This is a genomic window from Pedobacter yonginensis (assembly GCF_003173595.1).
Classification (GTDB): Bacteria; Bacteroidota; Bacteroidia; order Sphingobacteriales; family Sphingobacteriaceae; genus Pedobacter; species Pedobacter yonginense.
The window spans coordinates 51925-75671 of record NZ_QGNZ01000005.1 but is presented as its reverse complement, the minus strand read 5'-3'; the positions used below and the strand labels follow the sequence as shown (position 1 = coordinate 75671).

Below are 23747 nucleotides of genomic sequence, written 5' to 3'. Positions count from 1 at the left end.
TGACACTGGACAGTCTGCGATTAAAAAAATAAATCAGATGCTACACGGAAAGCCATTCTGTTCCCTGCGTATCTGTTAAAAATTCCGTTTTAGGCTCCAAATTCAAGTAAGGATAGGTTACTTTTGATAAAAATAGGCCCGTTGGGTGCGCAGGAAGTAATAGTTGTGGCCGATCTGCACCATTCAAATAACTCTCAAATTCATCTACACTTAACTCTCCTTTGCCCACTAGGAGTATTTTACCCATCAAAATCCGTATCATTTTACCTAAAAAACGGTTGCTCGCAATGTGAAATCGGATTCGATTTTCCTTCGCGTTTACAAATAAATCGGCCTCCATAACATTGCACTTGGTATGGTCATATTTATCAGGATGGGTACAAAAATTTCGATAATCCTTGTATTTGGGTAAAAGGCTTACCACTCGCTTCATTTTTTTAAAATCGAGATGATGCTCGTAGTAATAAGAACTTTGTGTGCCTAAAAATGGGTCTTTATAGGTGTGGATAAAGTAATCATATTTTCGTTGTACAGCATCAAAACGGGCATGAGGCAATCCATCCATCTTAACAATATCAAAAACCGCAATACTGTGTGGAAGTGATTTGTTCAGGATAAAAAGTAAATCAAATTCAAATTCGGTTTCAAAGTCGGCGTGAAAAAAAAACTGACTGGCGTGCACATGGGCATCCGTTCGGCCACAACCAATGATTTGAATAGGCTTTTTGAAAATCTTGGAAAGTGATTGTTCAATTACCTCCTGTACGCTTTTAACACCGGGTTGTTTTTGCCAGCCGCTAAAATGCTGACCTTGATATGCAATGTGGAAGAAATATCTCATTAGTTTCGACTGCAATTTTACGTAAATTTTAGCATCAGGAATATTAAATCATACTTTTGTGCTCCAGCTTTCCATTTTTAACCTTTAAAATCGAATGAACCCAGTAAATTGTCCTTGCGGAAGTGGCTTGCACTACTCCATTTGTTGCGAACCTTATCACAAAAAAAAAGTTAGCAGCACCCACAGCAGAGGCTTTAATGCGATCTAGATATTCGGCTTTCGTAGTTTTAGATGGAGATTATCTATACGATACCACGCACCCAATCAAAAGATCAGGAAATGCCAAAAGCGCCTACCTAAAGAGTGCCAAAAATACCAAGTGGGTTAAACTAGAAATTGTTCATGCTGAACTTGATGTGGTAGAGTTTAAGGCGTACTACTTGAATAAGAAATTCCAAGCCGAAGTTTTACACGAAAAATCGAATTTCAAGTTGGAAGAGGGCAGGTGGTATTACGTTGATGGTAAATTCTACTCATAAAAGGAAGTCACTAAAGTTTTCTGGCGTTATTATTTTGGTTTCAACATCTTTGTATGCTTCTAAAAACGATTTTGGAAATTTTGCTTTTGACTTTGGATTCCATTTAATCTCGTAAGCGTTCATTAAACCATTTCTTTCTTCAATATAATCTATTTCTTGCTGTGCATGGGTTCTCCAAAAATATTGATTACAGTTAATTTGCTGATAGGCAAGAAACTTTACGCGCTCGCTAATTACAAAATTTTCCCACAATGCACCTATATCCTGCCTTAATGTAGCAGAACCAAATTGATTGATGACTGCATTCCGGATTCCATTATCGTAAAAATATATTTTTCTACTTTTTTTAAGCTCATTTCTTAAATTTCGGCTTAAAGAACCTAATCGGAAGACGATAAATGCTTTTTCTAATAAATCGATGTATTTTTCCGTCGTTTCATTATCAAGTCCGGTTATCTGTCCAAGTTCATGGTACGAAACTTCATTTCCAACTTGAAACGCCAATGCCTGAATCAGTTTCTCCATTTTATCAGGCTTCTGGATCTTTTCCCAAGTCAAAATGTCTTTATATAAATAACTGTTGGAAAGTTGTTTCAGTCTGATCTCTTCTTCACCTTGATTGTTAACAATTTCTGGATAGTAGCCATAAACCAAGCGGTGGTTTAACAATCTTTTCTCGGCAAGTAAGCCGTGCTCTTCTACCATTTCGCCAAAAGAAAAGGGAAAGAGGTTGAATTCCCATTTTCTTCCCGTTAAAGGCTCATTGATATGATTGGCCAATTCAAAGGCAGATGAGCCAGTTGCAATAACCTTTACAGTTTTAATTTGATCGATAATTATTTTGATGGACAAACCAATATTATCTATGCGTTGAGCTTCGTCGATAATCAGGGTTTTCGATTTACCTATTAAGGATTGGAGCGCAGTTGAGGTGGTATTGGATAAGATCGCCCTGATGTCAGCGTCGTCTCCATTCCACCAAATAACTGGTTTAGCAAATTTTGATGATAATTGTTGCAAAAGCGTACTTTTACCAACCTGCCTAGGTCCCAAAAGTATGATTGCTTTCTCATCATTCAGATGGTTTTCAATAAAATTGGCTACAGCTCTAGAAATCATAATCGCAAATTTAATATAAATTTTGCGATTTTAATCGCAAAATTCATGTAAATTTTGCGATTTTGTATGCTTTTACAGTTTTTTAGCCTCGTTCCAATAAATATCCATCTCGGCAAGTGTCATGTCTGCCAAGGCTTTTCCATTAGCTTTTGCCTTATTTTCCAAATACTGAAAACGCTTGATAAATTTCTTATTTGTTTTTTCGAGGGCATTTTCTGGATTGATGTTGATAAAGCGGGCGTAGTTAATTAATGAAAACAGCACATCACCAAATTCGGATTCTGCTTTTTCTACATCAATCGCCGTATTGTCGACCACGTTAAATTCAGCTTTAAATTCTTGTAATTCTTCTTCAACCTTTTCCCAAACCTGATTTTTATCTTCCCAATCGAAACCCACTCCACGAGCTTTTTCTTGAATTCTTGAGGCTTTAACAAGGGCTGGGAGAGAGGATGGAACGCCCGCCAACACCGATTTATTTCCTTCCTTCAATTTAATCTGTTCCCAGTTGCGTTTTACGTCTTCTTCATTTTGCACTTCCACATCGCCATAAATATGCGGATGGCGATTAACCAATTTGTCGCAAACGCCGTTTAAAACATCGGTAATGTTAAAATCGTTGGTTTCGGAGGCTATTCTGGCATAGAAAACCAGATGCATCATTACATCGCCTAATTCTTTTTTAATTTCTTCTAAATCGCCCTCTAAAATTGCATCAGATAGCTCGTAAGTTTCTTCGATGGTTAAGTGTCGCAAAGTTTCCATGGTCTGCTTTTTATCCCAATGGCATTGTGTTCTAAGGGTATCTAAAACAGTTAGCAAACGGGTAAAAGCGTCGGCTGGATTGTGGGCACTTTCTGGAATCGGGTTGTTGGGCATGTTATTTTTTAATGAATGAATTACAGAGCCAAATTTGGCTACTCAAGTATTGGCTAAAATAATACTATTGCATGTAGTAAACAAAAAGAATAGTGCTGTTTGTTTTTGGCAATCAGTTTAGTGGGCCACCGACAGCTAGATGGTGTTTCGTGAAGACACGAACCACGGCGAAGAAATTTAATTTTGTCTGCTAGAAACTATTTTTGATTGATGAAACAGCCTACAACAAGCAAAGAGCAGGACTTAAATAACTGAAGTGATTTAAGCCCTGCTCTTTTAAGTATCGAAAAATTTTGCTATTTCCTTTTACCAAATAGGTTTATGGGAAAGGAATTTAATTGTTCATCATTTTGATGAAAGCACCCAATTTTGCTTTCATGGCTCTTCTATCCACAATAAAATCTAAAAATCCGTGTTCTAAAACAAATTCGGATGTTTGGAAGCCTTTTGGTAGATCTTTTTTAATGGTTTCTTTAATTACCCTTGGCCCAGCAAAACCGATTAAGGCACCAGGTTCGGCAATGTTAATGTCGCCAAGCATGGCATAAGATGCTGTAACACCACCTGTTGTTGGATCGGTTAACAAAGAGATATATGGAATTTTAGCTTGGCTTAACAATGCAAGCTTTGCAGACGTTTTGGCCATCTGCATTAAAGAAAATGCAGCTTCCATCATCCTTGCGCCACCTGATTTTGAAATCATTAGGAACGGAATTTTGTGTTTGATGCTGTAATCGATTGATCGAGCAATTTTTTCTCCAACCACCGAACCCATAGAACCACCAATGAAAGCGAAATCCATACAAGCAATAACTATATCCTGACCTTCGATTTTACCAACGCCTGCACGAATAGCGTCTTTTAAGCCTGTTTTAGCTTGGCTTTCTAATATTCTATCGGTGTAGGGTTTGTTATCGTTGAAGTTTAATGGATCGCCTGAAGTAAGGTTGGCAAACAGCTCTTTAAACTCATTATCATCAAATAAAACTTCGAAGTATTCTTTAGACCCTACTCTTAGGTGATAACTGCAGTAATGGCAAACATATTTGTTTTCCTGTAATTCTGCCTGATGTAGCGGTTTTTTACAATTTGGACATTTGTTCCACAAGCCATCTGGTGCTTCTTTTTTCTCTTCAGTTGTGGTAATGATACCTTTATTCTCTCTCTTAAACCAAGCCATATAATTTTTTAAAGAATTGGATTGCAAAGAAACGAAAAAAATATTTAAGTCAAGTATTTGTATTTAGTGTAAAAAGTACACGATGGATAATGTAGTTTTTACACTAAATATGCCTTATTTGGTTGTTAAACAAATAAATGTATTGTTATAAAAGTATAAAATGTTATTTTTTTTTATAACTTCGGACTTAATAAAATTAACAAGAAATGAGTTTAAAAGGCTACAAAGGCGTAATTTACGGAGATGCCGTTCAAGAATTGTTTGAGCAGGCTAAAAAACATCAGTTTGCTTTACCAGCAGTAAACGTAACCGGTACAAACACGGTTAATGCGGTATTAGAAACTGCAAAGGCAGTAAATTCGCCTGTTATGATTCAATTATCTAATGGGGGTGCTCAGTTTTATGCGGGTAAATCTTTAGATAATGAGAAATTGCAAGCATGTATTTTAGGTGCTGTATCGGCAGCTAAACATGTACATTTATTGGCAGAGCATTATGGTGTTGCCGTGGTTTTACATACCGACCACGCCGCTAAAAAATTATTACCTTGGATTGATGGCCTTTTAGACCATGGAGAAAAATTCTTCGCCGAAACCGGAAAACCTTTGTTTTCTTCTCACATGTTAGATTTATCAGAAGAATCTATCGAGGAAAACATGGAAATTTCTGCTAAATATTTAGCCCGTATGGCTAAAATGAATATGACCATCGAAATTGAACTTGGTGTTACAGGTGGTGAGGAAGATGGCGTAGATAATAGCGATGTTGATAGCTCCAAATTATACACTCAACCAAGCGAAGTTGCCTATGCTTACGAAGAATTAAGCAAAGTTTCTCCTCGTTTTACGGTTGCTGCTGCTTTTGGTAACGTTCATGGCGTTTATAAACCAGGTAACGTTAAATTGCAACCTGTAATTTTGAAAAACTCGCAAGATTTTGTTAAAGAAAAATTTGGATTGGCTGCTGAGAAACCGATTAACTTCGTTTTCCACGGTGGTTCGGGTTCTTCTCAAGAAGAAATTAGAGAAGCCATTTCGTACGGTGCAATTAAAATGAATATTGATACTGATATGCAATGGGCATTTTGGGAAGGTATTTTAGAATATTACAAAAAGAATGAAGCTTTCCTTCAAGGCCAAATTGGTAATCCAGACGGTGACGATAAACCTAACAAAAAATACTACGATCCTCGCGTTTGGTTGCGTAAAGGTGAAGAAACTTTTGTTAAGCGTTTAACTACTGCTTTCGAAGATTTGAACTGCATCAACGCTAACGACAAGTTATAACATTTTTATTTTTTAGGGATGAATTAGCTTTAACATTCTTAACTTATTTAAATCCGAGTTCGGTTTATAGGAGAAGGACCAAAGCAAATCTTCATTAAGATGCTGAAATTTCAGCTTGAGGACGAGTTTTAAAAGATTTTATAAGGAGTCGTCACCCTACACTTATTTTAGGGTCTTTTTATTTCTAAAAGATGATGTTGTTATTCCAAACTTGAGTTATTTAGCATATCGCTTTAACGAAGCGCCATAGGTTGTAAAACTTATGGCGCTTTTGTTTGTTTTAGCTATATTTAAATCAAACAAATCGCGATGAAAAAGTCTAAACCTGATGCCCCAAAAAATAATTTTTTTGAGAAGTTTGCCAATGCTGCAACAAAATTTACTGGTAGCTCGGTGGCTTTTATTTCTGCCACAGCAATTGTAATTCTGTGGGCTGTTAGTGGGCCACTTTTTAAATATTCAGAGACTTGGCAATTGTTCATCAATACGGGTACAACGATCATTACTTTCTTGATGGTTTTTTTAATCCAGAAAGCGCAAAATAAAGATGGTAAAGCCATTCAGCTTAAATTAAATGAGCTTATTGCAGCTCAGCAGGGGGCAAGTAATAGAATGGTGGATATTGAAGATTTGAGCGAAAAAGAATTGGATCAGTTACATAAATTTTACGTAACGATTGCTACACTTGCAAAAAAAGAGGCCGATATTCATTGTTCGCACTCTATAGATGTAGCTAAAGAGTTAAACGAAATGAAATTAAAAACAAATAAACATTTTAAACAACAGAAATAATGAGTTTGCTAGTCCAAAAAGTTAACCATCCAGAAGATTTAGATAAAGTATTTGCCATTCGTAAAATTGTATTTGTTGATGAGCAGAACTGCCCACCCGAACTGGAATGGGAACATGAAGATGAATCGATACATTTTCTTGCCGCTAACAATGGGCAGCCATGTGGCGCTTGCAGATGGCGTAAAACCGATAAGGGTTACAAATTAGAGCGTTTTGCGGTACTTAAAGAATTTAGAGGTCAGGGGGTTGGGCGTGCACTAATTGCAGAAGCTTTATCTGATTTACCTTTAGATGCGCATTACATTTACTTAAATGCCCAGTTGGATGCCATGAGTTTATATGCAAAATTTGGATTTGTTGCAGAGGGAGATCAATTTGAAGAAGCTGGTATCCAGCATTTTAAAATGGTTAAGCAGGTTTAATTTGATTGTTTGAAGGGCTAAATTACAGGGGTCAATGTGAGGGATTTAACCAAAAATTTATTTCGAAGTTGATTCAATTAAATCCCAAAGATTGCCGTATAAGTCTTCAAAAACGGCCACTTTACCATATTTTTATATCGTGGGTGGCCTAATGATTTTGATGTTGTTATGAATTAGATTTTCATAATCACGATCGAAATTATTGGTATTTAAAAATAAGAAGACACGGCCGCCAGATTGATTGCCTATTGCGCTTATTTGCGTATCATTTACGGCTTTAGCCAATAAAAGTGCACATTCTTTGGCTCCTTGTGGTCTAACTAATACCCATCTTTTGGAATCAGTTAAAGTTGTGTCTTCAATTAAATCAAAGTGCAATTTTTTGGTATAAAATTCTATGGCTTCGTCATAATCCTTTACCAAAATTGCAATGTGCATTAATGCTGTGTCATATTGAAGCCTTTGTTTGTCAATTGTTCATTCATGGAGTCGGTTTAAGCGGCAATGGAGAACAACCAAAGCCATTACAATGCTTAAATACATCAAGCAGGGTGGACGACTTTCAAAAGAAATTATAGAAGTTCGTCAATCTGAATGTATTGCAAGGCCTTAGTTGGTTTCAATCGCTATCTATCATCCCGAACTCAGGCTAATTATCCAAAAATTTTCTCGGATAGTACAACTGCCTCTTTCCATTTGTCCATATTGATCTCTAAATTTTCTCCTCTGCTATTTAAATAGGCAATTACATCCTCCGTGGCAATGTTTCCTGTTAGATCATCAGCAGCCATAGGGCAGCCGCCAAAACCTTTCAACGCCGAGTCTATCCGTTTAACACCCGAATTGTATGCCGCTTCAATCTTCTCAAAACGTTGGTTGGGCGCTGAATGTAAGTGAACTCCAATCTCGGTTTTGTTAAACTTATCTATCATTTTCGGTAAAATGCTGCTTATCTTTTCTGGGGTAGAAACACCAACGGTGTCAGACAAAGAAAGAATTGCCACACCTTTACTCACCAAAATATCGGCCCATTTTTCTATAATCTCGTAATTCCATTCATCACCATAAGGATTTCCAAATCCCATTGATAAATATACAACTGCTTTCTTATTGTTTTGATCACACAATAAAAGCATTTCTTCAACTGTGTTTAAGGACTCAGCTATACTGGAGTTGGTATTACGTTGTTGAAAGGTTTCTGAGATAGAGAAAGGGAATCCCAAGTAATCAATCTCTTGATGTTTTACAGCGTCTTCTACGCCCCTTAAATTGGCTACAATGGCGAGTAGCTTGGTTGTGGTGTTGCCTAAATCCAAATTAGCCAAAACTTCTGCGGTATCTGCCATCTGAGGAATCGCTCTTGGCGAAACAAAACTGCCAAAATCTAAGGTGTGAAAGCCAACCTGCAATAACAAATTCAAGTATTCCGATTTTAGTTGAGTTGGAATAAAATCATGTAATCCCTGCATGGCATCACGAGGGCATTCTACTAACTTGAATTCTTCGTTACTCATATTTAATTTGGTTTACAGCTAAGTTGAGCAAAGTTTTTTATAAACAAGAAGTTTTTGAAGCAACACCCAACAAAAACGGCTCAGGTTATACTTTAATGTACTTCCTTTACAGTATTTGCCTCTGCTCGATAATCTACACTTCTATCTTTTGCGAAGGTTCTAATAATTAATCTGGTTCCGCGATCGTAACTAAAATAGCTCCAAAGCCAGTTTACGAAAACGATAATCTTATTTCTAAAGCCAACCAAGGTCATCAGGTGAACAAACATCCATGTAAACCAAGCAAATACGCCCTGAAAACGGATTTTGCCAATATCTACAACCGCTTTGTTTCTTCCTACAGTTGCCATAGAACCCTTATCGAAATATTTAAATGGCTCTAGGGGCTTATTCAAACTCAAGTTGATTAAATTTTTGGCCAAATGATGCCCTTGTTGGATTGCCGCAGGTGCAACACCGGGATGTCCGTTTGGTGTTTCTTCCGTTATAATTGCAGCAACGTCGCCAATTGCATAAACATTGTTGTAGCCAACTACCAAGTTTTGAGTATCGGTTTTTAATCTTCCGCCGCGTACAATTTCGGCTTCATCCAAGCCACCTAAAACTTCTCCTTTAACACCAGCGCTCCAAATTACGGTAGCGCTCAGTATCGCTGGTTTATCTTGAAGGGATAGGGTATGACCATCGTAGCCCAAAACCCGAGTCTCGTTCATCACCTGCACACCCATTTCCGTTAAAAAATCTTTTGATTTTTTTTGTGCTTGTGGAGACATTACGCCCAAAAGTTCTGGTGAATTTTCAACCAAGTAAATGTTTACCTTGCTTAAATCCATCTCAGGATAATCATTCGGAATTACATGCTTCTTAAGTTCGGCAATTGCCCCAGAGGTTTCAACCCCTGTTGGTCCACCACCTACAACTACGAAATTCAATAATGCACTTTTTTTATCTAGATCTGTTTCAATTAACGATTTTTCGAAATTTTGCAGAATCAGACTTCTCAAATCCAATGCCTCTGGTATCGATTTCATGGGCATTGAGTTGGTTTCAATTTCTTTGTTGCCAAAAAAGTTACTAGTAGAACCTGTTGCAATCACGAGGTAATCGTAATTTATTTTGCCGATATCTGTAAGCAGGCAGTTTTCACCTGCATTAACTTCCTTCACTTTTGTAACCCTGAAAATTAAATTTTTCTGCCCCTTAAAAATCTTCCGTAATGGAAAAGCGATAGAATCTGCCTCAAGGCCACCCGTTGCTACCTGATACAATAGTGGCTGAAAGGTATGATAGTTGTGTTTATCTAACATAACTACCTGGAAAGGTTTGTTTTTTAATCGTTTAGCCAGTTCTATTCCACCAAATCCACCGCCTACTATAACTACTCTTGGGTATTCGCTTTTCGGAAGTTGTAAATCCATTTTCTTTTGTTAATGTGTTGCTAAAGTAACAAAAAGATAGCTAAAAGGTTTAGGGCTGTGGGGCGCTTAGCACATTCATAACCTTATTGCATGGAGAAATAACTTTGGTATGACTGACCCACCAATCATTCATTCTTTCAGTCATTCATTCATTATAGGAGGGGAAATTTCTAGTACTGTTCTGCGTAAATTAAACTTGATGGAAACGAGCAAGAAGCGCAGCGAAGTAAAGTGTACAGCAGGACTGCATGTACAAAAGAGTTACTGCAAGTGCTTTCCAAAACATAATTATTTGGTCAGTTGCCAAAGCTCAATGAATATAAATTTAATGTTGGATAAGACGCCAAACGTGGCACTACTAAGCTGACCCACCATTCATTCACTCATTCTTTCACTCTTTCACTCATTTTAGCAGTGGAAATTTCTAGTACTGTTCTGCGTAAATTAAACCTGATGGAAACGAGCACGAAGCGCAGCGAAGTAAAGTGTACAGCAGGACTGCATGTACAAAAGAGTTACTGCAAGTGCTTTCCAAAACATAATTATTTGGTCAGTTGCCAAAGCTGAATGAATATAGATTTAATGTTTCGAGAGACTAAACTCGAAGATTAACCACAAAAAAACGCCCCGATTTTCATCGAGGCGTTGGTATAAATTTGAATTTATAATCGTCCTACTTTTTTTCTTCAGAGCTACCTAAATCGATTACGATAGGCGTAGAGATACATAATGATGAATATGTACCAATGATACGACCAATTAACAATGCGAAGATGAATCCACGAATGCTATCGCCACCGAAAATAAAGATTACCAATAACACGAAGAATACAGTTAATGAAGTCAAAATTGTACGACTTAATGTGCTGTTTAATGCGAAGTTAATTAAGTTGTTACGAGCTTCACCATGTAAATCATCTTTACCAGCTTCTTTTAAACGCTCGCGGATACGATCGAAAACAACTACAGTTTCTGTCATGGTATAACCCATTACTGTTAAAATAGCGGCAATGAAATCTTGTCCAATTTCTAAAGAGAATGGTAAAACGCCATCTAAAATGGTATAGAAAGATAGTACCATAAGCACATCATGGAACAATGCCAATACCGCACCTAAACCATATTGCCATTTCTTGAAACGTACCACAATGTAGATGAACATGAAGATACATGAAATCAATACAGCATAGAAAGCACCATTTACGATATCACTAGCAATGATTGGTGTAACTTTTTGCGAGCTTTCAATTTTGTAGGTATCGCCAGTTAAACCTTTTTTCAGAGCATCTTCAACAACTTTATCGGTTTTAATGTCTTGATCTTCGATGTGGAATGTAGTCGTGATTTTTACATTGCTTGCCTCGCCAGCAGTTTTAACCTCTGGTGTTTCGTTTCCAAAAACAGGCGTTAATTTGGCTTTAATATCTTCAGTATTTACTGCTTTATTAAAGTGAACCAAATAAGTTCTACCACCTTTAAAATCTACACCTAAGTTTAAACCACCGTTTTTGAAGTACATACCAATACCTGCAAGAATAATTACAGTTGAGATGATGTAGTATATTTTACGACGACCAACAAAGTTGAACGCAAGGTTTTTAAATGCATTTCGTGTAAAGTTATTATCGAAACTGATTTCCATTTTACGACTTAGCATTCCTTCAAATACAACTCTCGAAATGGCAACCGCTGCAAATAACGACGATAGAATACCAATACACAACGTAGTTGCAAAACCTTGTACCGGCCCGCTACCAAACGCATAAAGAATAGCACCTAAAATAAATACGGTAATGTTTGCATCTAGGATAGATGGCATGGCATGTTTAAAACCTTCTTTAATGGCCGTGGGAATGTTCTTGCCTAAAGCCAGTTCCTCACGTACACGTTCGAAAATTAGGATGTTTGCATCTACCGATAAACCAATAGTTAACACGATACCGGCAATACCAGGCAATGTTAAAACTGCACCTAATGATACCAAAATACCAATAATGAAGAATAAGTTGATTAACAAGGCAAAGTTAGCTACCCAACCCGCACGGTGATAATACAATGCCATGAAGATCAGGATTACGATAAACGCAATCACGAAAGAGATTAAACCATCGTGAATGGCTTGCGCACCCAAAGTAGGCCCAACAACATAACTACCAGCAATACGTGCTGGGGCAGGTAATTTACCCGCTTTTAAAATGTTTGATAAATCTTTAGTATCTGCTTGGGTAAAGTTACCTGTGATTGAAGAAACACCACCAGCAATTTCATTCTGAACCGTTGGAGCAGAATAAACCATGTTATCTAAAACAATTGCAATAGATTTTTTATTGTTTGCATCAGCAGCAGCTTCTGCGGTAATTTTTTTCCATTTCGCAGCACCTTCGCTGGTCATGTACATGGTTACCTCTGGTTTACCTTTTTGGTCAAAGTCTGCACGCGAATCGCTAATGGCTTCACCACCTAAATCCGGTTTTCCATCGGCACTTACAACTTTAATGGCATATAATTCGAAAACTTTAGAACCTTCTCTTGGCTTAACGCTCCACATAAACTTCATTGTAGAAGGAATTGCAGCAACAACTTCTGGAAGTTTTAAGTAAGCGTTTACTTTAGCCGTATCTTTTTGTAACGACATACCCACAACTGCACCTGGCATAAGTTGTTGTTGGCCGTTTTCGCCTTGGTAAATTGGTAAGTTTAAAACTGCATAAAGTGGGTTAGATTTTAGTAACTCCGCTCTTGCAGCTGTAGAATCTTTTTTACCTAAGCCAGCAAGTTTGCCACCTTTAGTTGTGCTATCTTTAGCAGAAGCTTTTTCTAAACCAGCTAATTTACCGCCTTCAGCAGGTTTTGCTGTAGAATCGGTTTTAGCAGGCGTAGCAACTTTTAGGGTCGCCGCTAAGGTTTTGTTTATATTTTCTAATAAAGGCGCAACCTCTTGTACTTGATATACTTGCCAAAACTGTAACTCGGCAGAACCTTGTAAAAGTTTAGCAATACGATCTTTATCCTGCACACCTGGCATCTCGATTAAGATGCGGTTACTGCCTTCTTGTTTTTGCATGTTCGGACTTACAACTCCGAAACCATCAATACGAGAACGTAAAACAGTAAACGAACGGTCGATAGCACTTGTGGCCTCTTTCTCCAAGAAAGATTCTACCTCACTATTGCTTGCGCTTGCTTTTAACTGTGAAGCATTGTCTTGGTTAGAGAAATAATCTGCAAGTTTTACACCAGGGCTTAATTTTTCAAATTCATCAACAAATATTTTGATGTAATCTTTACCACCAGCGTTTAATTGGGCTTGAGCATTTTGAATGGCTTTGTTAAAGTTTGCATCAGTAGGGTTTCCCGCTAAAGATTTAACCAATTCCGCTAACGATATCTCCATCGTTACATTCATACCACCTTTTAAGTCTAAACCTAAATTAATCTCTTTCGCTTTAACCTCTCCGTAAGTAAACCCAACTACTGGATAAACTTTCTCCGTGCTCATCGAATCTAAATAAGCCTTTTCTTTGGCTAAATCACCTTTCGCATAGTTTTTTGCGTCTTTTTCTACACTGGATGCTACCAGAGTAAAAGAAAGTGCATACGCACAAACGATAGCTAATACTATCGCTATAAACTTAATAAAACCTTTTCCTTGCATTGTTTGTTTAAAATAATTTGTCTTTGGCTGTTTTTTAACAAGTCGGCAAATCTAATTAAATTTTTAAATTATAGAACCCCTTAATTGATAATTTATTAACAATAATTTTTACAGCAGAATTATCCTTTCGTTATTCGATACTTCTAAATTGTTTTAATATCCTTCCGTAGTTGTTGGCACATCAGCCTGAATTTCTTAACCAAAATTAAGATGCTTGGTTTTTGAACACTGCTCATTTCGTAACTTGTATTGATTTATGTTTGAAAACGTGCGTGCAGTAATTCTTCGCTTCGTGCAGCCCCACTGTTCGCTAAAGCCTCGCAGAAAAAGCTCGGGCTACCGCTTCCATTGGGTTTAGGTACAAGGGCTTTGCTTTCAAAAACCCCTGTTTGAAAGCTCAGCAAACAGGTTTGCCCCCAGCCAAAACTACGGTTTCTTTTTTTTGCAGACTTTTAATCATAAGCCCGATTGGACGGAAAGTCGCTATTTTTTATAGCACTTGGAGGTACAGTGGGCAGCTGTATCAATTGAAAAGCTCAAAGTTCATTTCCGAATTTTTATTTCGGTTTGGTAATAAGCAAATTTTTATAACATTTTGCGGCATTGCTGAGCCAGTAAACTAGCTAGCAGTTTACTTCCGCTTTAAAACTTCAAAAGTATAGTCGTATTTGTTTTTCTCATCAGCAAGGTGTGTTTCCGAACTCACCGTATCCCACTCATTGCGGTTAATTACAGGAAAGAAGGTGTCTGCGTCAAAAGTTTCGTGTATGGTGGTTAAGTAAAGCATATTTGTTTTCGGCAGTGCTTGGTGGTAAATTTCGGCACCACCAATAATAAAAACGGGCTTTTCTTCACTTTGGGTAATGTTTAAAGCCTCGTTTAAACTATTAACCACTTCCACACCATCAATTTTCAATGAAGCATCTCTCGTAATTACAATGTTCCGGCGGTTGGGCAAAGGCCTGCCAACAGAATCAAAAGTTTTGCGCCCCATTACAACAGTATGTCCAGAAGTTGTTTGCTTAAAGTATTTAAGGTCGGCAGGCATGTGCCATAAAAGCTGATTGTTTTTGCCGATTTCGGAGTTTTTGCCTACCGCAACGGCTATCGCTATTGATGGCTTGTTCTTTTGATCACTAATCATTTCTTTCGTTTTTTATATCCTGCAATAGCTGTAATGTACGGCACCCGACTAATTATAGTTCCTGATATTGGACATCCTCGATAGCAATGCGTTAATTAGGTATGACCTGTACGGCAATGAATTAAACTGCTACAACGCCTTTAATATGTGGATGTGCCTCATAGTTTTCTAAACTGAAATCCTCAAATTTAAAATCAAAAATACTTTTTACATCCGGATTGATTTTCATCGTTGGAAGCGGTTTTGGTGCCCTGCTCAATTGTAAATGGGCCTGCTCAATGTGGTTGTTGTACAAATGTGCATCGCCAAGTGTGTGTATAAAATCTCCGGCCTGTAAACCACAAACCTGAGCCACCATCATAGTTAATAGCGCATAAGAGGCAATATTGAAAGGAACGCCCAAGAAAATATCGGCACTGCGTTGGTATAATTGGCAACTTAGTTTGCCATCAGCAACATAAAATTGGAAGAAAGCGTGGCAAGGCGGTAAGGCCATGTTTTCTATTTCTGCAACATTCCATGCAGAAACAATAATTCTACGCGAATCTGGATTGTTTTTGATCGTATTGATGATATTGGTAATCTGGTCGATGTGTTGTCCATCAGGTGTAGGCCAGCTTCTCCATTGAGAACCATACACCGGCCCAAGGTTTCCATGCTCATCCGCCCATTCATCCCAAATCCGCACACCGTTCTCCTTAAGGTATTTGATGTTGGTGTCGCCCGTTAAAAACCAGATCAATTCATGTATAATCGATTTTAAGTGCAATTTTTTAGTGGTAACCATCGGAAAACCCTCTTGCAAATTAAATCGCATTTGATACCCAAAAACGCTGATGGTTCCTGTGCCGGTACGATCATGTTTTTGTGCGCCGTGATCCAGCACATGTTGCATTAAATCTAAATACTGTTTCATAAAATCTGATAATGTACAAATATGTAAAAAATCTTAATCCCGTAATCTTTTAGTTTTCTACATTAATGGATTTTTAAACAAGCCCGACTTTTGTATGTTTGCATCAGTATGTGGCTTTGAGAAAAAATCCACATTTATAGTTTCACACCTCATGTTTAAATGCTAATATCTAAACGCTCATTTCTAAACGCTCATATCTCATATCCAAGTACTCATATCTCATATCTCATATCTCACATCTCATATCTCATATCTGTATGTTATCTTTTCCAAACGCGAAAATAAACTTAGGCTTAAACATCACCGAGAAACGCAACGATGGTTACCATAACCTCGAAACTGTTTTTTATCCGATTAACATTAAAGATTCGGTAGAGATTACAGATGCAGAATTTACCTCTTGCAAAATTCATGGGATCGAGATCCCTGGCGACTCAAAAGATAATTTGTGTTTAAAAGCTTACCATTTAATTAAACAAGATTTTAATATTCCCGCACAACAAATTAATCTTCTAAAAAACATACCTGTAGGGGCAGGCTTAGGCGGAGGTTCAGCAGATTGTGCTTTTCTAATCAAGTTGTTGAATGATAAATTTGAACTTGGCTTATCTGTAAGTCAAATGGAAGCCTATGCACGCAAACTTGGTGCAGATTGTGCTTTCTTCATTCAGAATGCGCCCGTTTATGCATATAATAAAGGCGATGAGTTTGAACAATGTAGAGTTGATTTGTCAGGCTGGTTCAAAGTTTTGGTAAAACCGCCAGTACATGTAAGCACAGCCGATGCTTACGCACTTGTAAAACCGCAAAAGCCTTTGCAATCTTTGAAAGAAATCATACATTTGTCGCCAACAACATGGAAAAATAAGGTTATCAACGATTTCGAGCCATCGGTATTCGCTAAATATCCCCAAATTCATCAAATAAAAACCAGTTTATACGATGCAGGCGCAACATTCGCTTTAATGAGTGGCAGCGGCTCGTCGGTTTTTGCAATTTTTCCAAGCACGGTTAAATTGCCCGAACTGGAAAAAAACAACTTAGTTTATTATAATATTTAAAAGGGCTGATGGGTAAAAGCAAACAGACTAAAAGTAAAATTGGTCTTGATGGTTGTTACCAGTTAGTGGATAAAGAATAAAAAAATGAATATAAATTTAATCCGCAAAAGTGGAAAATTTAATTTTGAAGCAGAAAACGAAAGCGGTTTTACTGTAGAATTAGATGCTAAACAAGCCATTGGTGGCGAAGGTAAGGGCTTCAGACCAATGGAAATGCTTTTAATTGGCTTAGGTGGCTGTAGTGGTATTGACATGGTGAATGTACTCAGCAAACAAAAAGAACCACTAACCGATATCAAAATTGCCATTAACGCCACAAGAAAGGAAGAAGAAATGCCTCCAATTTTCGACGTAATTAATATCCACTTCGATTTATACGGACATTTAAGCCCTGCAAAAGTAGAACGAGCTCTATCTATGACTTTCGATAAGTACTGCTCCGTTTCAAACATTCTAGGCCGCTCAGCAACAATTAACTTTACATATAGCATAAACAGTAGTGAGTAATAAGTAGCGAGTATAAAGTAGCAAGTATGGAGTGATGAGTAGCAAGTAAAAAGTATAAAGTAGCAAGTAAAAAGTATAAAGTAGCCAGTAAAAAGTGTAAAATAGCGAGTATAAAGTGGCAAGTAACAGAAAATAACATCTTTTGAAAATTCGATAAAAAAACATGAATCACCAACTCTTGATACTTGATACTAAAGTCTTGATACCTGATACTCAAACCTCGATACCTGATACTCCAATCTCGATACTAAAGCCTTGATACTTAATGCTCAAACCTCGATACTTGATACTCAAACCTTGATACCCCATAAAATCTCAATACTCACGTCTCACTACTAAATGACAATAACCAAAACAATGAAATCCGAAAATTTTGAAACCATAGCCATCCGCACCCAATTAGAACGTAGTTTACATAAAGAGCACTCTGCGCCCTTGTATTTAACCTCAAGCTATAAATTTGATGATGCGGAGGAAATGCGTGCCCTATTTGCGAACGAAAAGGAAGGTAATGTATATAGCCGTTATTCAAATCCCAACACATCAGAATTCATCGAAAAAATGTGCTTGTTGGAAGGTGCTGAAGATGGCTTCGCTACAGCAACAGGCATGGCTGCAATTTTTACAACTTTCGGGGCGTTCTTAAAAAATGGCGATCATATTATTTCAAGTCGATCTGTTTTTGGCTCTACACACCAATTACTAACCAATGTTTTTTCTAAATGGGGCGTCACTTTCGATTATGCAGATTTAGATAAACCCGAAGATTGGGAGGGCTTAATCAAACCAAATACAAAAATGATTTTTGTTGAAACACCCTCAAACCCGGGTATCGACATTATAGATTTAGCGTTTTTAGGCAATCTAGCCAAAAAACACAATCAGCTTTTAGTGGTTGATAACTGTTTTGCAACTCCATATCTTCAGCAGCCGCTAGCACTGGGCGCTCACATCTCCATCCATTCGGCTACCAAGTACATCGATGGGCAAGGCCGTGTTTTAGGTGGTATAATTTTAGGTAGAAAAGATTTGATTACCGAAGTGATGAATTTTGCTCGCCACAGCGGACCATCGTTATCGCCATTTAATGCGTGGATTTTATCTAAAAGTTTAGAAACGCTGGCCGTTCGTATGGATCGCCACTGCGAAAACGCTTTAAAGGTTGCCGAATATTTAGAAAGCCATCCAAAAATTAAATTGGTGAAATATCCATTTCTGCCATCTCATCCACAGTATGAAATAGCCAAAAAGCAAATGAAACAGGGTGGTGGTATCGTAACAATCGTGGTTCAGGGTGGGGCAGAAGGTGCCAGTAAATTTATGGACAGACTGAAAATGTTCTCCATTTCGGCAAATTTGGCCGATACCCGTTCTATTGCAACCCATCCTGCGACGAGTACGCATAGCAAGCTCACCGAAGCTGAGCGTAATATTGTGGGTATAGAGCAGGGTTCAATCCGCTTATCTATTGGATTAGAGCATATTAACGATATTTTAGCCGACATAGAGCAGGCCTTGGCATAAAAGCCAATTCACTTAGATTTTAAGGCTATAAAGTGGGGCGTCCGTTGTGATCGCTCCACTTTTTTTATTTTGGGAGCCCAATTCAGAGGATTAAACCAAAAAAATGTTCAATGCGCTATTACTTACCCTACATCAATGCACGGCTAAGATTCGTGCAGTAAATTTGTATCATAAACAAGAAAGGAAATTTATGTCACAGTTTATTTTGCACAAAGAAAACACCAGAGGCCATGCTAACCATGGCTGGTTAAACGCTCACCACTCATTCAGCTTTGCTAATTATTACAATCCTGAAAGAATGCACTTTGGAGTTTTGAGGGTTTTAAATGATGACTTGATTGATGGAGGAATGGGTTTTGGAACACATCCGCACGATAATATGGAAATCATCACCATTCCATTGGCTGGTGCCATTGCACACAAAGATAGCATGGGTAACTCGGCAGTGATTAAAAGCGGAGAAATTCAGGTGATGAGCGCTGGCACAGGTGTTAGCCACAGTGAATACAATGCGCTTGCTGATGAGCAGTTAAATTTATTGCAGATTTGGTTGTTCCCCAATAAGAAAAATGTTACGCCAAGATACGATCAACAAACCCTCAATGTTGAGGCCATGCACAATAACTTCCAGCAGATTTTATCGCCAAATGCCGATGATGCTGGTGTTTGGATTCAACAAGATGCTTGGTTTTCGTTAGGAAAATTTGATGAAGGTTTTGAAACGGAGTACAAAATTAAAAAACCTGGCAACGGTGTTTACGCCTTCGTAATTAGTGGTGAAGTAACCATTAACGGACAAACGCTAAGCAAAAGAGATGGTTTAGGGATTTGGGATGCAGATGCCATTAGTTTTAAAGCAAATACAGCAAATGCTGAAGTGCTACTGATGGATGTACCGATGGAAATAAACTAATTAAATATTAACGATTGATATAATTTGCCGTCATTCCGGCTGGATTGGAAATCTTTGGGCTCGCTGGTTGCGATGCTCAAAGATTTCTTCTTTTGGTTAAACTAATCTGAGTGAGGCTAAAGGTTGAAAGACTAAAGGGGAAAGACTAAAGGTGAAAGACTAAAGGTGAAAGACTAAAGCTGGAAGACCAAAGCGGAGAGACTAAAGGGAAAAAGAATAAAAGTGAAGCGGACTGAAGTTGGGAGACGGTTGTCTAGAGCAAGAGCATAAAACTTTTGTTTTCTTTTGTTCTTTTTGTGGTTTAAAAAAAGGGGAAAGACACAAACGACAACACCTAGGTAAATTTCCCGAACGCCAATTGCACTGAAAAATTTAATCTACTTGAATCGAAAACAAAAAAAAATAACATGCAAACCAACATACTTTACATAGGAAGAGATCCAGAAATAACCGTAGTGATGAACCGACTGCTTAACGCCAGGCCAGAGTGGAAAGGTTTGTGTTTTTGTACCGATGATGAGGCGCTTGCTGTTTGCAGTACACAGCACATTGATTTAATTTTGCTGGGAAACGGCATTGAAGATGAAGAAGAAAGCCAATTAAGAAACAAATTACAGGCTTTATGTCCGAATGCGAAAATTATTCAACATTATGGTGGTGGTAGTGGACTGCTCTACGGTGAGATTATGACTGCTCTAGGCTAATCGCTGAACCAACGTTCCTATTTCGTATTGCCCAGCCTCCTAAACGGGATTGCAGCGGTATCCTTTTTTTGTTGCAAGCCCTTGAAACTTCGTAAGCACCAATCGCAAAAAAAAGATTTAGCGAAAAGCCCGGCTGGCTTTAAAACGAAGCGCTGCCTCTGCTTTTCAAATCTATTTGACGATTTGTGAGACACTTTTAAGCCCTAAACTTAATTTCTAACTGATGTATTCTCTATCCTCATCGCTTAATGCTTTTTTATTGGCATCTGGATGGTTTTTTTGAATCTCATCATCGTAACTGGTTAGCGTTTTCCTTGGTCGACCCACAATAAAACCAATAATAAAACCAATGATGATGCAAATACCGATAACCAAAAGTTTAGAAACGGCAACAGTGGTAACCAAGAAATTGAAATCAACTGGCTCAGTGTTAACCATTAAAAATATAGTTAGCAATGCTGTTAGGATGATAATGAAAATCGTTTTTGTAGTCATGGTTTTAAAAGCTGTAATTAAATGAAAACTCTAATATCGGGTTTTGGTTGTAAATTTGATTCACAAAAACAAGTCTTGCGCCCACATCAACAACAGGTTGATAGCGCAAAATGTTTAAGCTACTGTTTAATTCTATCCCATAGGTTTTAGGCTGGCTGATATTTGTATCTACCCCAATGTTTTCGTAATGCGCAAATAAACCCCCTCTAAAGTTGCGTACGTAGGCTAATGAGCCAATTTCCCAATCGGGAAAAGCAAAGGGAAAGCGGTAATTAAACAGCAAACTATTTTCCAATCTGCTTTTCGCCAAAATGTTGTTGTAGCCATAAACGGTTGCAATTTCGGTTGCGTATTGGTTTACCCCATTGGCTTTTTGATAATTGAAACTGGCTAAAAATGAATGGTTTTTTGCAAAGCCAGGGAAATAAAGAAAACTTTCTAGCGCCAAAATTTCGCCCTTTAAGTTTTTGTCGAAGGGTTGGTTGTCATAAGTAAATCTAAAAACCTGGGCCCACCTTGGTGCAATATCCCGTTCGGTGGTTCGAACGCTGTGGTTAAAGGTAAAATTATACTCCATCGGAAATTTTAAGCTGGTAATGAAGTTGCTCGGCATGTTTTGGGTCATGTACCGTTGGGTAAAACTTGTGGCCACGTTCAGCGTAAAAGAATAATTATGATTCATGGCATTTATGGAAATTGGAAGTGATGCATTGAGCTTGGTATAGTTCTCTCTCCAATCGCCCTGTTTAACGCCGGTTTTGGTGTTGTAGAAGGTTCTTTTAGGTCGGTTCCGATAAGCAACACTCAAAACGGGGTAAAGTGCCTTATAACTCACGTCTGCCGTATATTCAAATCTTGCCAAATCTCGGTGGTATTTTGCACCGGTATAAAAATCCATTGTGTTGAGTAGGTTATTGGATTGAAGCTCTAATCCGAAAACATATTCATCATCAATAACTGGAATTACACTGTGTACACTGAAAAGATTTAATCCCTGGCGGTAGGGTTTCGATTCAAATTTATTTTCGGGAACTTTTTCGAAAACATTGCCTGCATTTTCCTGCTGCTCTGCTGCTGATGAAAAATCTACAAATTCGTTTTTTCCTATGCTTTTTTCATTAATTGTTTTCTCGGCAATTTCGTAACCATTGATTTTGTAATTGTTGAAAATCATTTTTCCATCGGGCGTTTCGGTTAAATTGAAGGCGCCGTATTTAGCGTCGCTTAGCGCGCTTATTTTTTTTGAGGCTATGTCGATGTCGCAGATGTTGTCAATTCCATTGTAGTGCGCATTAAATGCGATTTTAGAGCCAATAAAAATTGGGCGAGTTAATTGCTGCCTGCTGTTGGCAATAAGTTGTGTTTTTTTGCCACCCTCCAGCAACCACAAACTTTTACCTTTTTCGCTTACGCTGATGTAGGCAATTTTGTTGCCCCAACTATCGAAGCTTGGTGTTTGAAGAATTTGATTGTCTGAGTTGGGGTGAGTTTTTAAAATTTCGCCGGTTGCGGTTTCGATTTCGACCAAGTTGAAGCGATTGCTCAAATCAACATTTACGGCAACCAATTTTTTTCCGTCGCCAGAAAGACTAGGCGAGAAGAGGCGACTTTTACTACTCAAGCTTTTGAATTTTTTCGTCTTAAAATTATACGAACAAATTACACTGTAGCTTCGCTGTTTGTACCTTGGGTCGTAACGAATCTCATCCCAAACCAGCAGCTCATTTTTAAGGCTAAACCAAGGGTGTTCTTGGTAGCCAATTCCAAACAATCTTTGCTCCGTTTGATCGGCATTGATGATGACGAAATGCCTTGCGTTTTGCTTACTTTCTTTAAGCGCCAAGATTTGGTTTTTGTTGAGTCTTGCTGGTAAAAAATAGTTGGTGGCCAAATCGGTTTTTGCATTTAAACTTTCATAGTTTTCTGAAGGCGAAAGTTTGTCTTGAGCTTTCCATTTATCTTCCAATTTTTGTTGTGTTTTTAGAAAATAGTCATTCGTGTTTTTGCCTGTAAATTTCTTTAAGCTTTGTGAAAATGGATACAATCTAATCGGGCGTTTTCTGATGTCGCCCAGCAAACTGTCTGAAATAAATTTTCCATATTTTTCTTTCATGTCGGCAACCATCAAATACCCGGTTTGGTAATAGCCCGGAGTTACGTCCTTGTTCGATCCGAAATAGGCTTTGCTGTAGGAGAATTTTTTGCCCTCCAAAACAGAAGCTCTAAAAGGCATAATCCAATTGGGCTGTCTGCCTCGGCCCGAATAGGTCAGAGCCGTTTCGTTAACTACCGCATCACCTTCAAAAAACCAAGTCGGGATGCCCGCGCCGAAATAGGCAAAGTAAACGAGCTCTGGAAAAGGATGACTTTGATTTCCTGTCAATTTGTCAAACTGAGCAATGTGCCTAAGCTCATGCACAGCTAGGTTGTTTAGCCAATCTTGGCTGTCAAAATATTGAGGTGGGGTGGTGTAGAATTCTGACTTCTTTGGGGCCAGCTGTACGAAGCCATTTGCGATGGTGCCGCGGTTCTGAAGTACGAGTGGAATGGAGGTTTTTTGTTGCCTCAAACCCAAGCCAATTTTTGGATAGATGTAGGGTAGGGTATTGGCCATTCTCTGCGCCTCCTTTTCAAGTTCCGTTGGATAAATGATTTTGAAGCCCCCTGAATTAATATAGTTCCATTTTACACTAAGTGGGTTCTGCTCGGTACTGAATATTTGGCCAAAAACGCTTAGTGAAATAAAACTTAATGTAAGTATTATTAAGTATCTGATAAACTGAGTTTTGTATGTAAAAAATAGATTCATGTAATAGATTTGCTAAAATATTTAGTTTTTTAAAATTTGCTGGGAGATATTTATATATAATTTTAATTGATGTAGAAATATATAATAAT

Annotated in this window: 22 protein-coding genes; 10 read left to right on the top strand and 12 right to left on the bottom strand. The window is 38.0% G+C overall.

The genetic code is table 11. From position 1 onward, the window contains the following. Window positions 1-40: 40 nt before the first annotated feature. Entirely contained in the window at window positions 41-841 is an 801-nt protein-coding gene (gene truA / locus DHW03_RS18325; RefSeq protein WP_109927306.1) for a tRNA pseudouridine(38-40) synthase TruA, read from the bottom strand. A 94-nt stretch (window positions 842-935) separates the two neighbouring features. Here truA and DHW03_RS19730 point away from each other — a divergent pair, with 94 nt between their 5' ends. Then, entirely contained in the window at window positions 936-1049 is a 114-nt protein-coding gene (locus tag DHW03_RS19730) for an SEC-C metal-binding domain-containing protein (RefSeq protein ID WP_205941031.1), read from the top strand. After that, a complete protein-coding gene (locus DHW03_RS18320) occupies window positions 1039-1320 on the top strand; it encodes a YchJ family protein (protein ID WP_205941030.1) in 282 nt (93 codons plus the stop codon). Before DHW03_RS19730 ends, DHW03_RS18320 begins: the two co-directional genes overlap by 11 nt. On the opposite strand, the gene DHW03_RS18315 is transcribed toward DHW03_RS18320, so the two are convergent. The 3 genes from DHW03_RS18315 to accD form a co-directional block, all read right to left on the bottom strand. After that, window positions 1315-2439 (bottom strand): ATP-binding protein, encoded by a 1125-nt coding sequence (locus DHW03_RS18315; protein ID WP_109927305.1) that lies wholly within the window; start codon window positions 2437-2439, stop codon window positions 1315-1317. The genes DHW03_RS18320 and DHW03_RS18315 overlap by 6 nt on opposite strands. A gap of 72 nt (window positions 2440-2511) precedes the next feature. Then, entirely contained in the window at window positions 2512-3318 is an 807-nt protein-coding gene (gene mazG / locus DHW03_RS18310) for a nucleoside triphosphate pyrophosphohydrolase (RefSeq protein WP_109927304.1), read from the bottom strand. 334 nt (window positions 3319-3652) lie between these two features. Beyond that, a complete protein-coding gene (gene accD / locus DHW03_RS18305; protein ID WP_109927303.1) occupies window positions 3653-4498 on the bottom strand; it encodes an acetyl-CoA carboxylase, carboxyltransferase subunit beta in 846 nt (281 codons plus the stop codon). Between the two features lie 206 nt (window positions 4499-4704). Here accD and fbaA point away from each other — a divergent pair, with 206 nt between their 5' ends. From fbaA to DHW03_RS18290, 3 genes are all read left to right on the top strand, one after another. Then, window positions 4705-5784: a class II fructose-bisphosphate aldolase gene (fbaA, locus tag DHW03_RS18300; protein ID WP_109927302.1), complete on the top strand. Its 1080-nt coding sequence runs from the start codon at window positions 4705-4707 to the stop codon at window positions 5782-5784. A 309-nt stretch (window positions 5785-6093) separates the two neighbouring features. Then, on the top strand, window positions 6094-6576 hold the full coding sequence (locus DHW03_RS18295; RefSeq protein ID WP_109927301.1) for a low affinity iron permease family protein: 483 nt from the start codon (window positions 6094-6096) through the stop codon (window positions 6574-6576). After that, window positions 6576-6998: a GNAT family N-acetyltransferase gene (locus DHW03_RS18290; protein ID WP_109927300.1), complete on the top strand. Its 423-nt coding sequence runs from the start codon at window positions 6576-6578 to the stop codon at window positions 6996-6998. Before DHW03_RS18295 ends, DHW03_RS18290 begins: the two co-directional genes overlap by 1 nt. A gap of 132 nt (window positions 6999-7130) precedes the next feature. Here the strand turns inward: DHW03_RS18290 and DHW03_RS18285 are convergent, their stop codons facing one another. The 6 genes from DHW03_RS18285 to DHW03_RS18255 form a co-directional block, all read right to left on the bottom strand. Continuing rightward, window positions 7131-7436: a VOC family protein gene (locus DHW03_RS18285; RefSeq protein WP_205941029.1), complete on the bottom strand. Its 306-nt coding sequence runs from the start codon at window positions 7434-7436 to the stop codon at window positions 7131-7133. Window positions 7437-7651: 215 nt separating this feature from the next. Then, complete coding sequence (locus DHW03_RS18280) at window positions 7652-8512, bottom strand: hydroxymethylglutaryl-CoA lyase (protein ID WP_109927299.1); 861 nt, start codon at window positions 8510-8512, stop codon at window positions 7652-7654. Between the two features lie 92 nt (window positions 8513-8604). Further along, entirely contained in the window at window positions 8605-9930 is a 1326-nt protein-coding gene (locus DHW03_RS18275) for an NAD(P)/FAD-dependent oxidoreductase (protein WP_109927298.1), read from the bottom strand. A 673-nt stretch (window positions 9931-10603) separates the two neighbouring features. Continuing rightward, complete coding sequence (gene secDF, locus DHW03_RS18270; protein WP_109927297.1) at window positions 10604-13585, bottom strand: protein translocase subunit SecDF; 2982 nt, start codon at window positions 13583-13585, stop codon at window positions 10604-10606. A gap of 631 nt (window positions 13586-14216) precedes the next feature. Next, window positions 14217-14729, bottom strand: coding sequence for a dihydrofolate reductase (locus DHW03_RS18260; RefSeq protein ID WP_165825464.1), 513 nt, complete (start codon window positions 14727-14729; stop codon window positions 14217-14219). Window positions 14730-14850: 121 nt separating this feature from the next. Continuing rightward, window positions 14851-15645 (bottom strand): thymidylate synthase, encoded by a 795-nt coding sequence (locus DHW03_RS18255; RefSeq protein WP_109927295.1) that lies wholly within the window; start codon window positions 15643-15645, stop codon window positions 14851-14853. A 257-nt stretch (window positions 15646-15902) separates the two neighbouring features. Here DHW03_RS18255 and ispE point away from each other — a divergent pair, with 257 nt between their 5' ends. The 5 genes from ispE to DHW03_RS18225 all read left to right on the top strand — a co-directional run bounded on the left by ispE (window position 15903) and on the right by DHW03_RS18225 (window position 20354). Next, a complete protein-coding gene (gene ispE, locus DHW03_RS18250; protein WP_109927294.1) occupies window positions 15903-16706 on the top strand; it encodes a 4-(cytidine 5'-diphospho)-2-C-methyl-D-erythritol kinase in 804 nt (267 codons plus the stop codon). A gap of 84 nt (window positions 16707-16790) precedes the next feature. After that, complete coding sequence (locus DHW03_RS18245; protein ID WP_109927293.1) at window positions 16791-17213, top strand: OsmC family protein; 423 nt, start codon at window positions 16791-16793, stop codon at window positions 17211-17213. A gap of 357 nt (window positions 17214-17570) precedes the next feature. Next, window positions 17571-18737 (top strand): trans-sulfuration enzyme family protein, encoded by a 1167-nt coding sequence (locus tag DHW03_RS18235; RefSeq protein ID WP_109927387.1) that lies wholly within the window; start codon window positions 17571-17573, stop codon window positions 18735-18737. A gap of 190 nt (window positions 18738-18927) precedes the next feature. After that, entirely contained in the window at window positions 18928-19650 is a 723-nt protein-coding gene (locus DHW03_RS18230; protein ID WP_109927291.1) for a pirin family protein, read from the top strand. A 407-nt stretch (window positions 19651-20057) separates the two neighbouring features. Beyond that, window positions 20058-20354: a hypothetical protein gene (locus DHW03_RS18225; protein WP_109927290.1), complete on the top strand. Its 297-nt coding sequence runs from the start codon at window positions 20058-20060 to the stop codon at window positions 20352-20354. A gap of 216 nt (window positions 20355-20570) precedes the next feature. On the opposite strand, the gene DHW03_RS18220 is transcribed toward DHW03_RS18225, so the two are convergent. Together DHW03_RS18220 and DHW03_RS18215 are read right to left on the bottom strand one after the other, a co-directional pair. Beyond that, complete coding sequence (locus DHW03_RS18220; protein ID WP_109927289.1) at window positions 20571-20849, bottom strand: lipopolysaccharide assembly protein LapA domain-containing protein; 279 nt, start codon at window positions 20847-20849, stop codon at window positions 20571-20573. A gap of 4 nt (window positions 20850-20853) precedes the next feature. Beyond that, window positions 20854-23658 (bottom strand): hypothetical protein, encoded by a 2805-nt coding sequence (locus tag DHW03_RS18215; RefSeq protein WP_109927288.1) that lies wholly within the window; start codon window positions 23656-23658, stop codon window positions 20854-20856. Window positions 23659-23747: the final 89 nt, after the last annotated feature.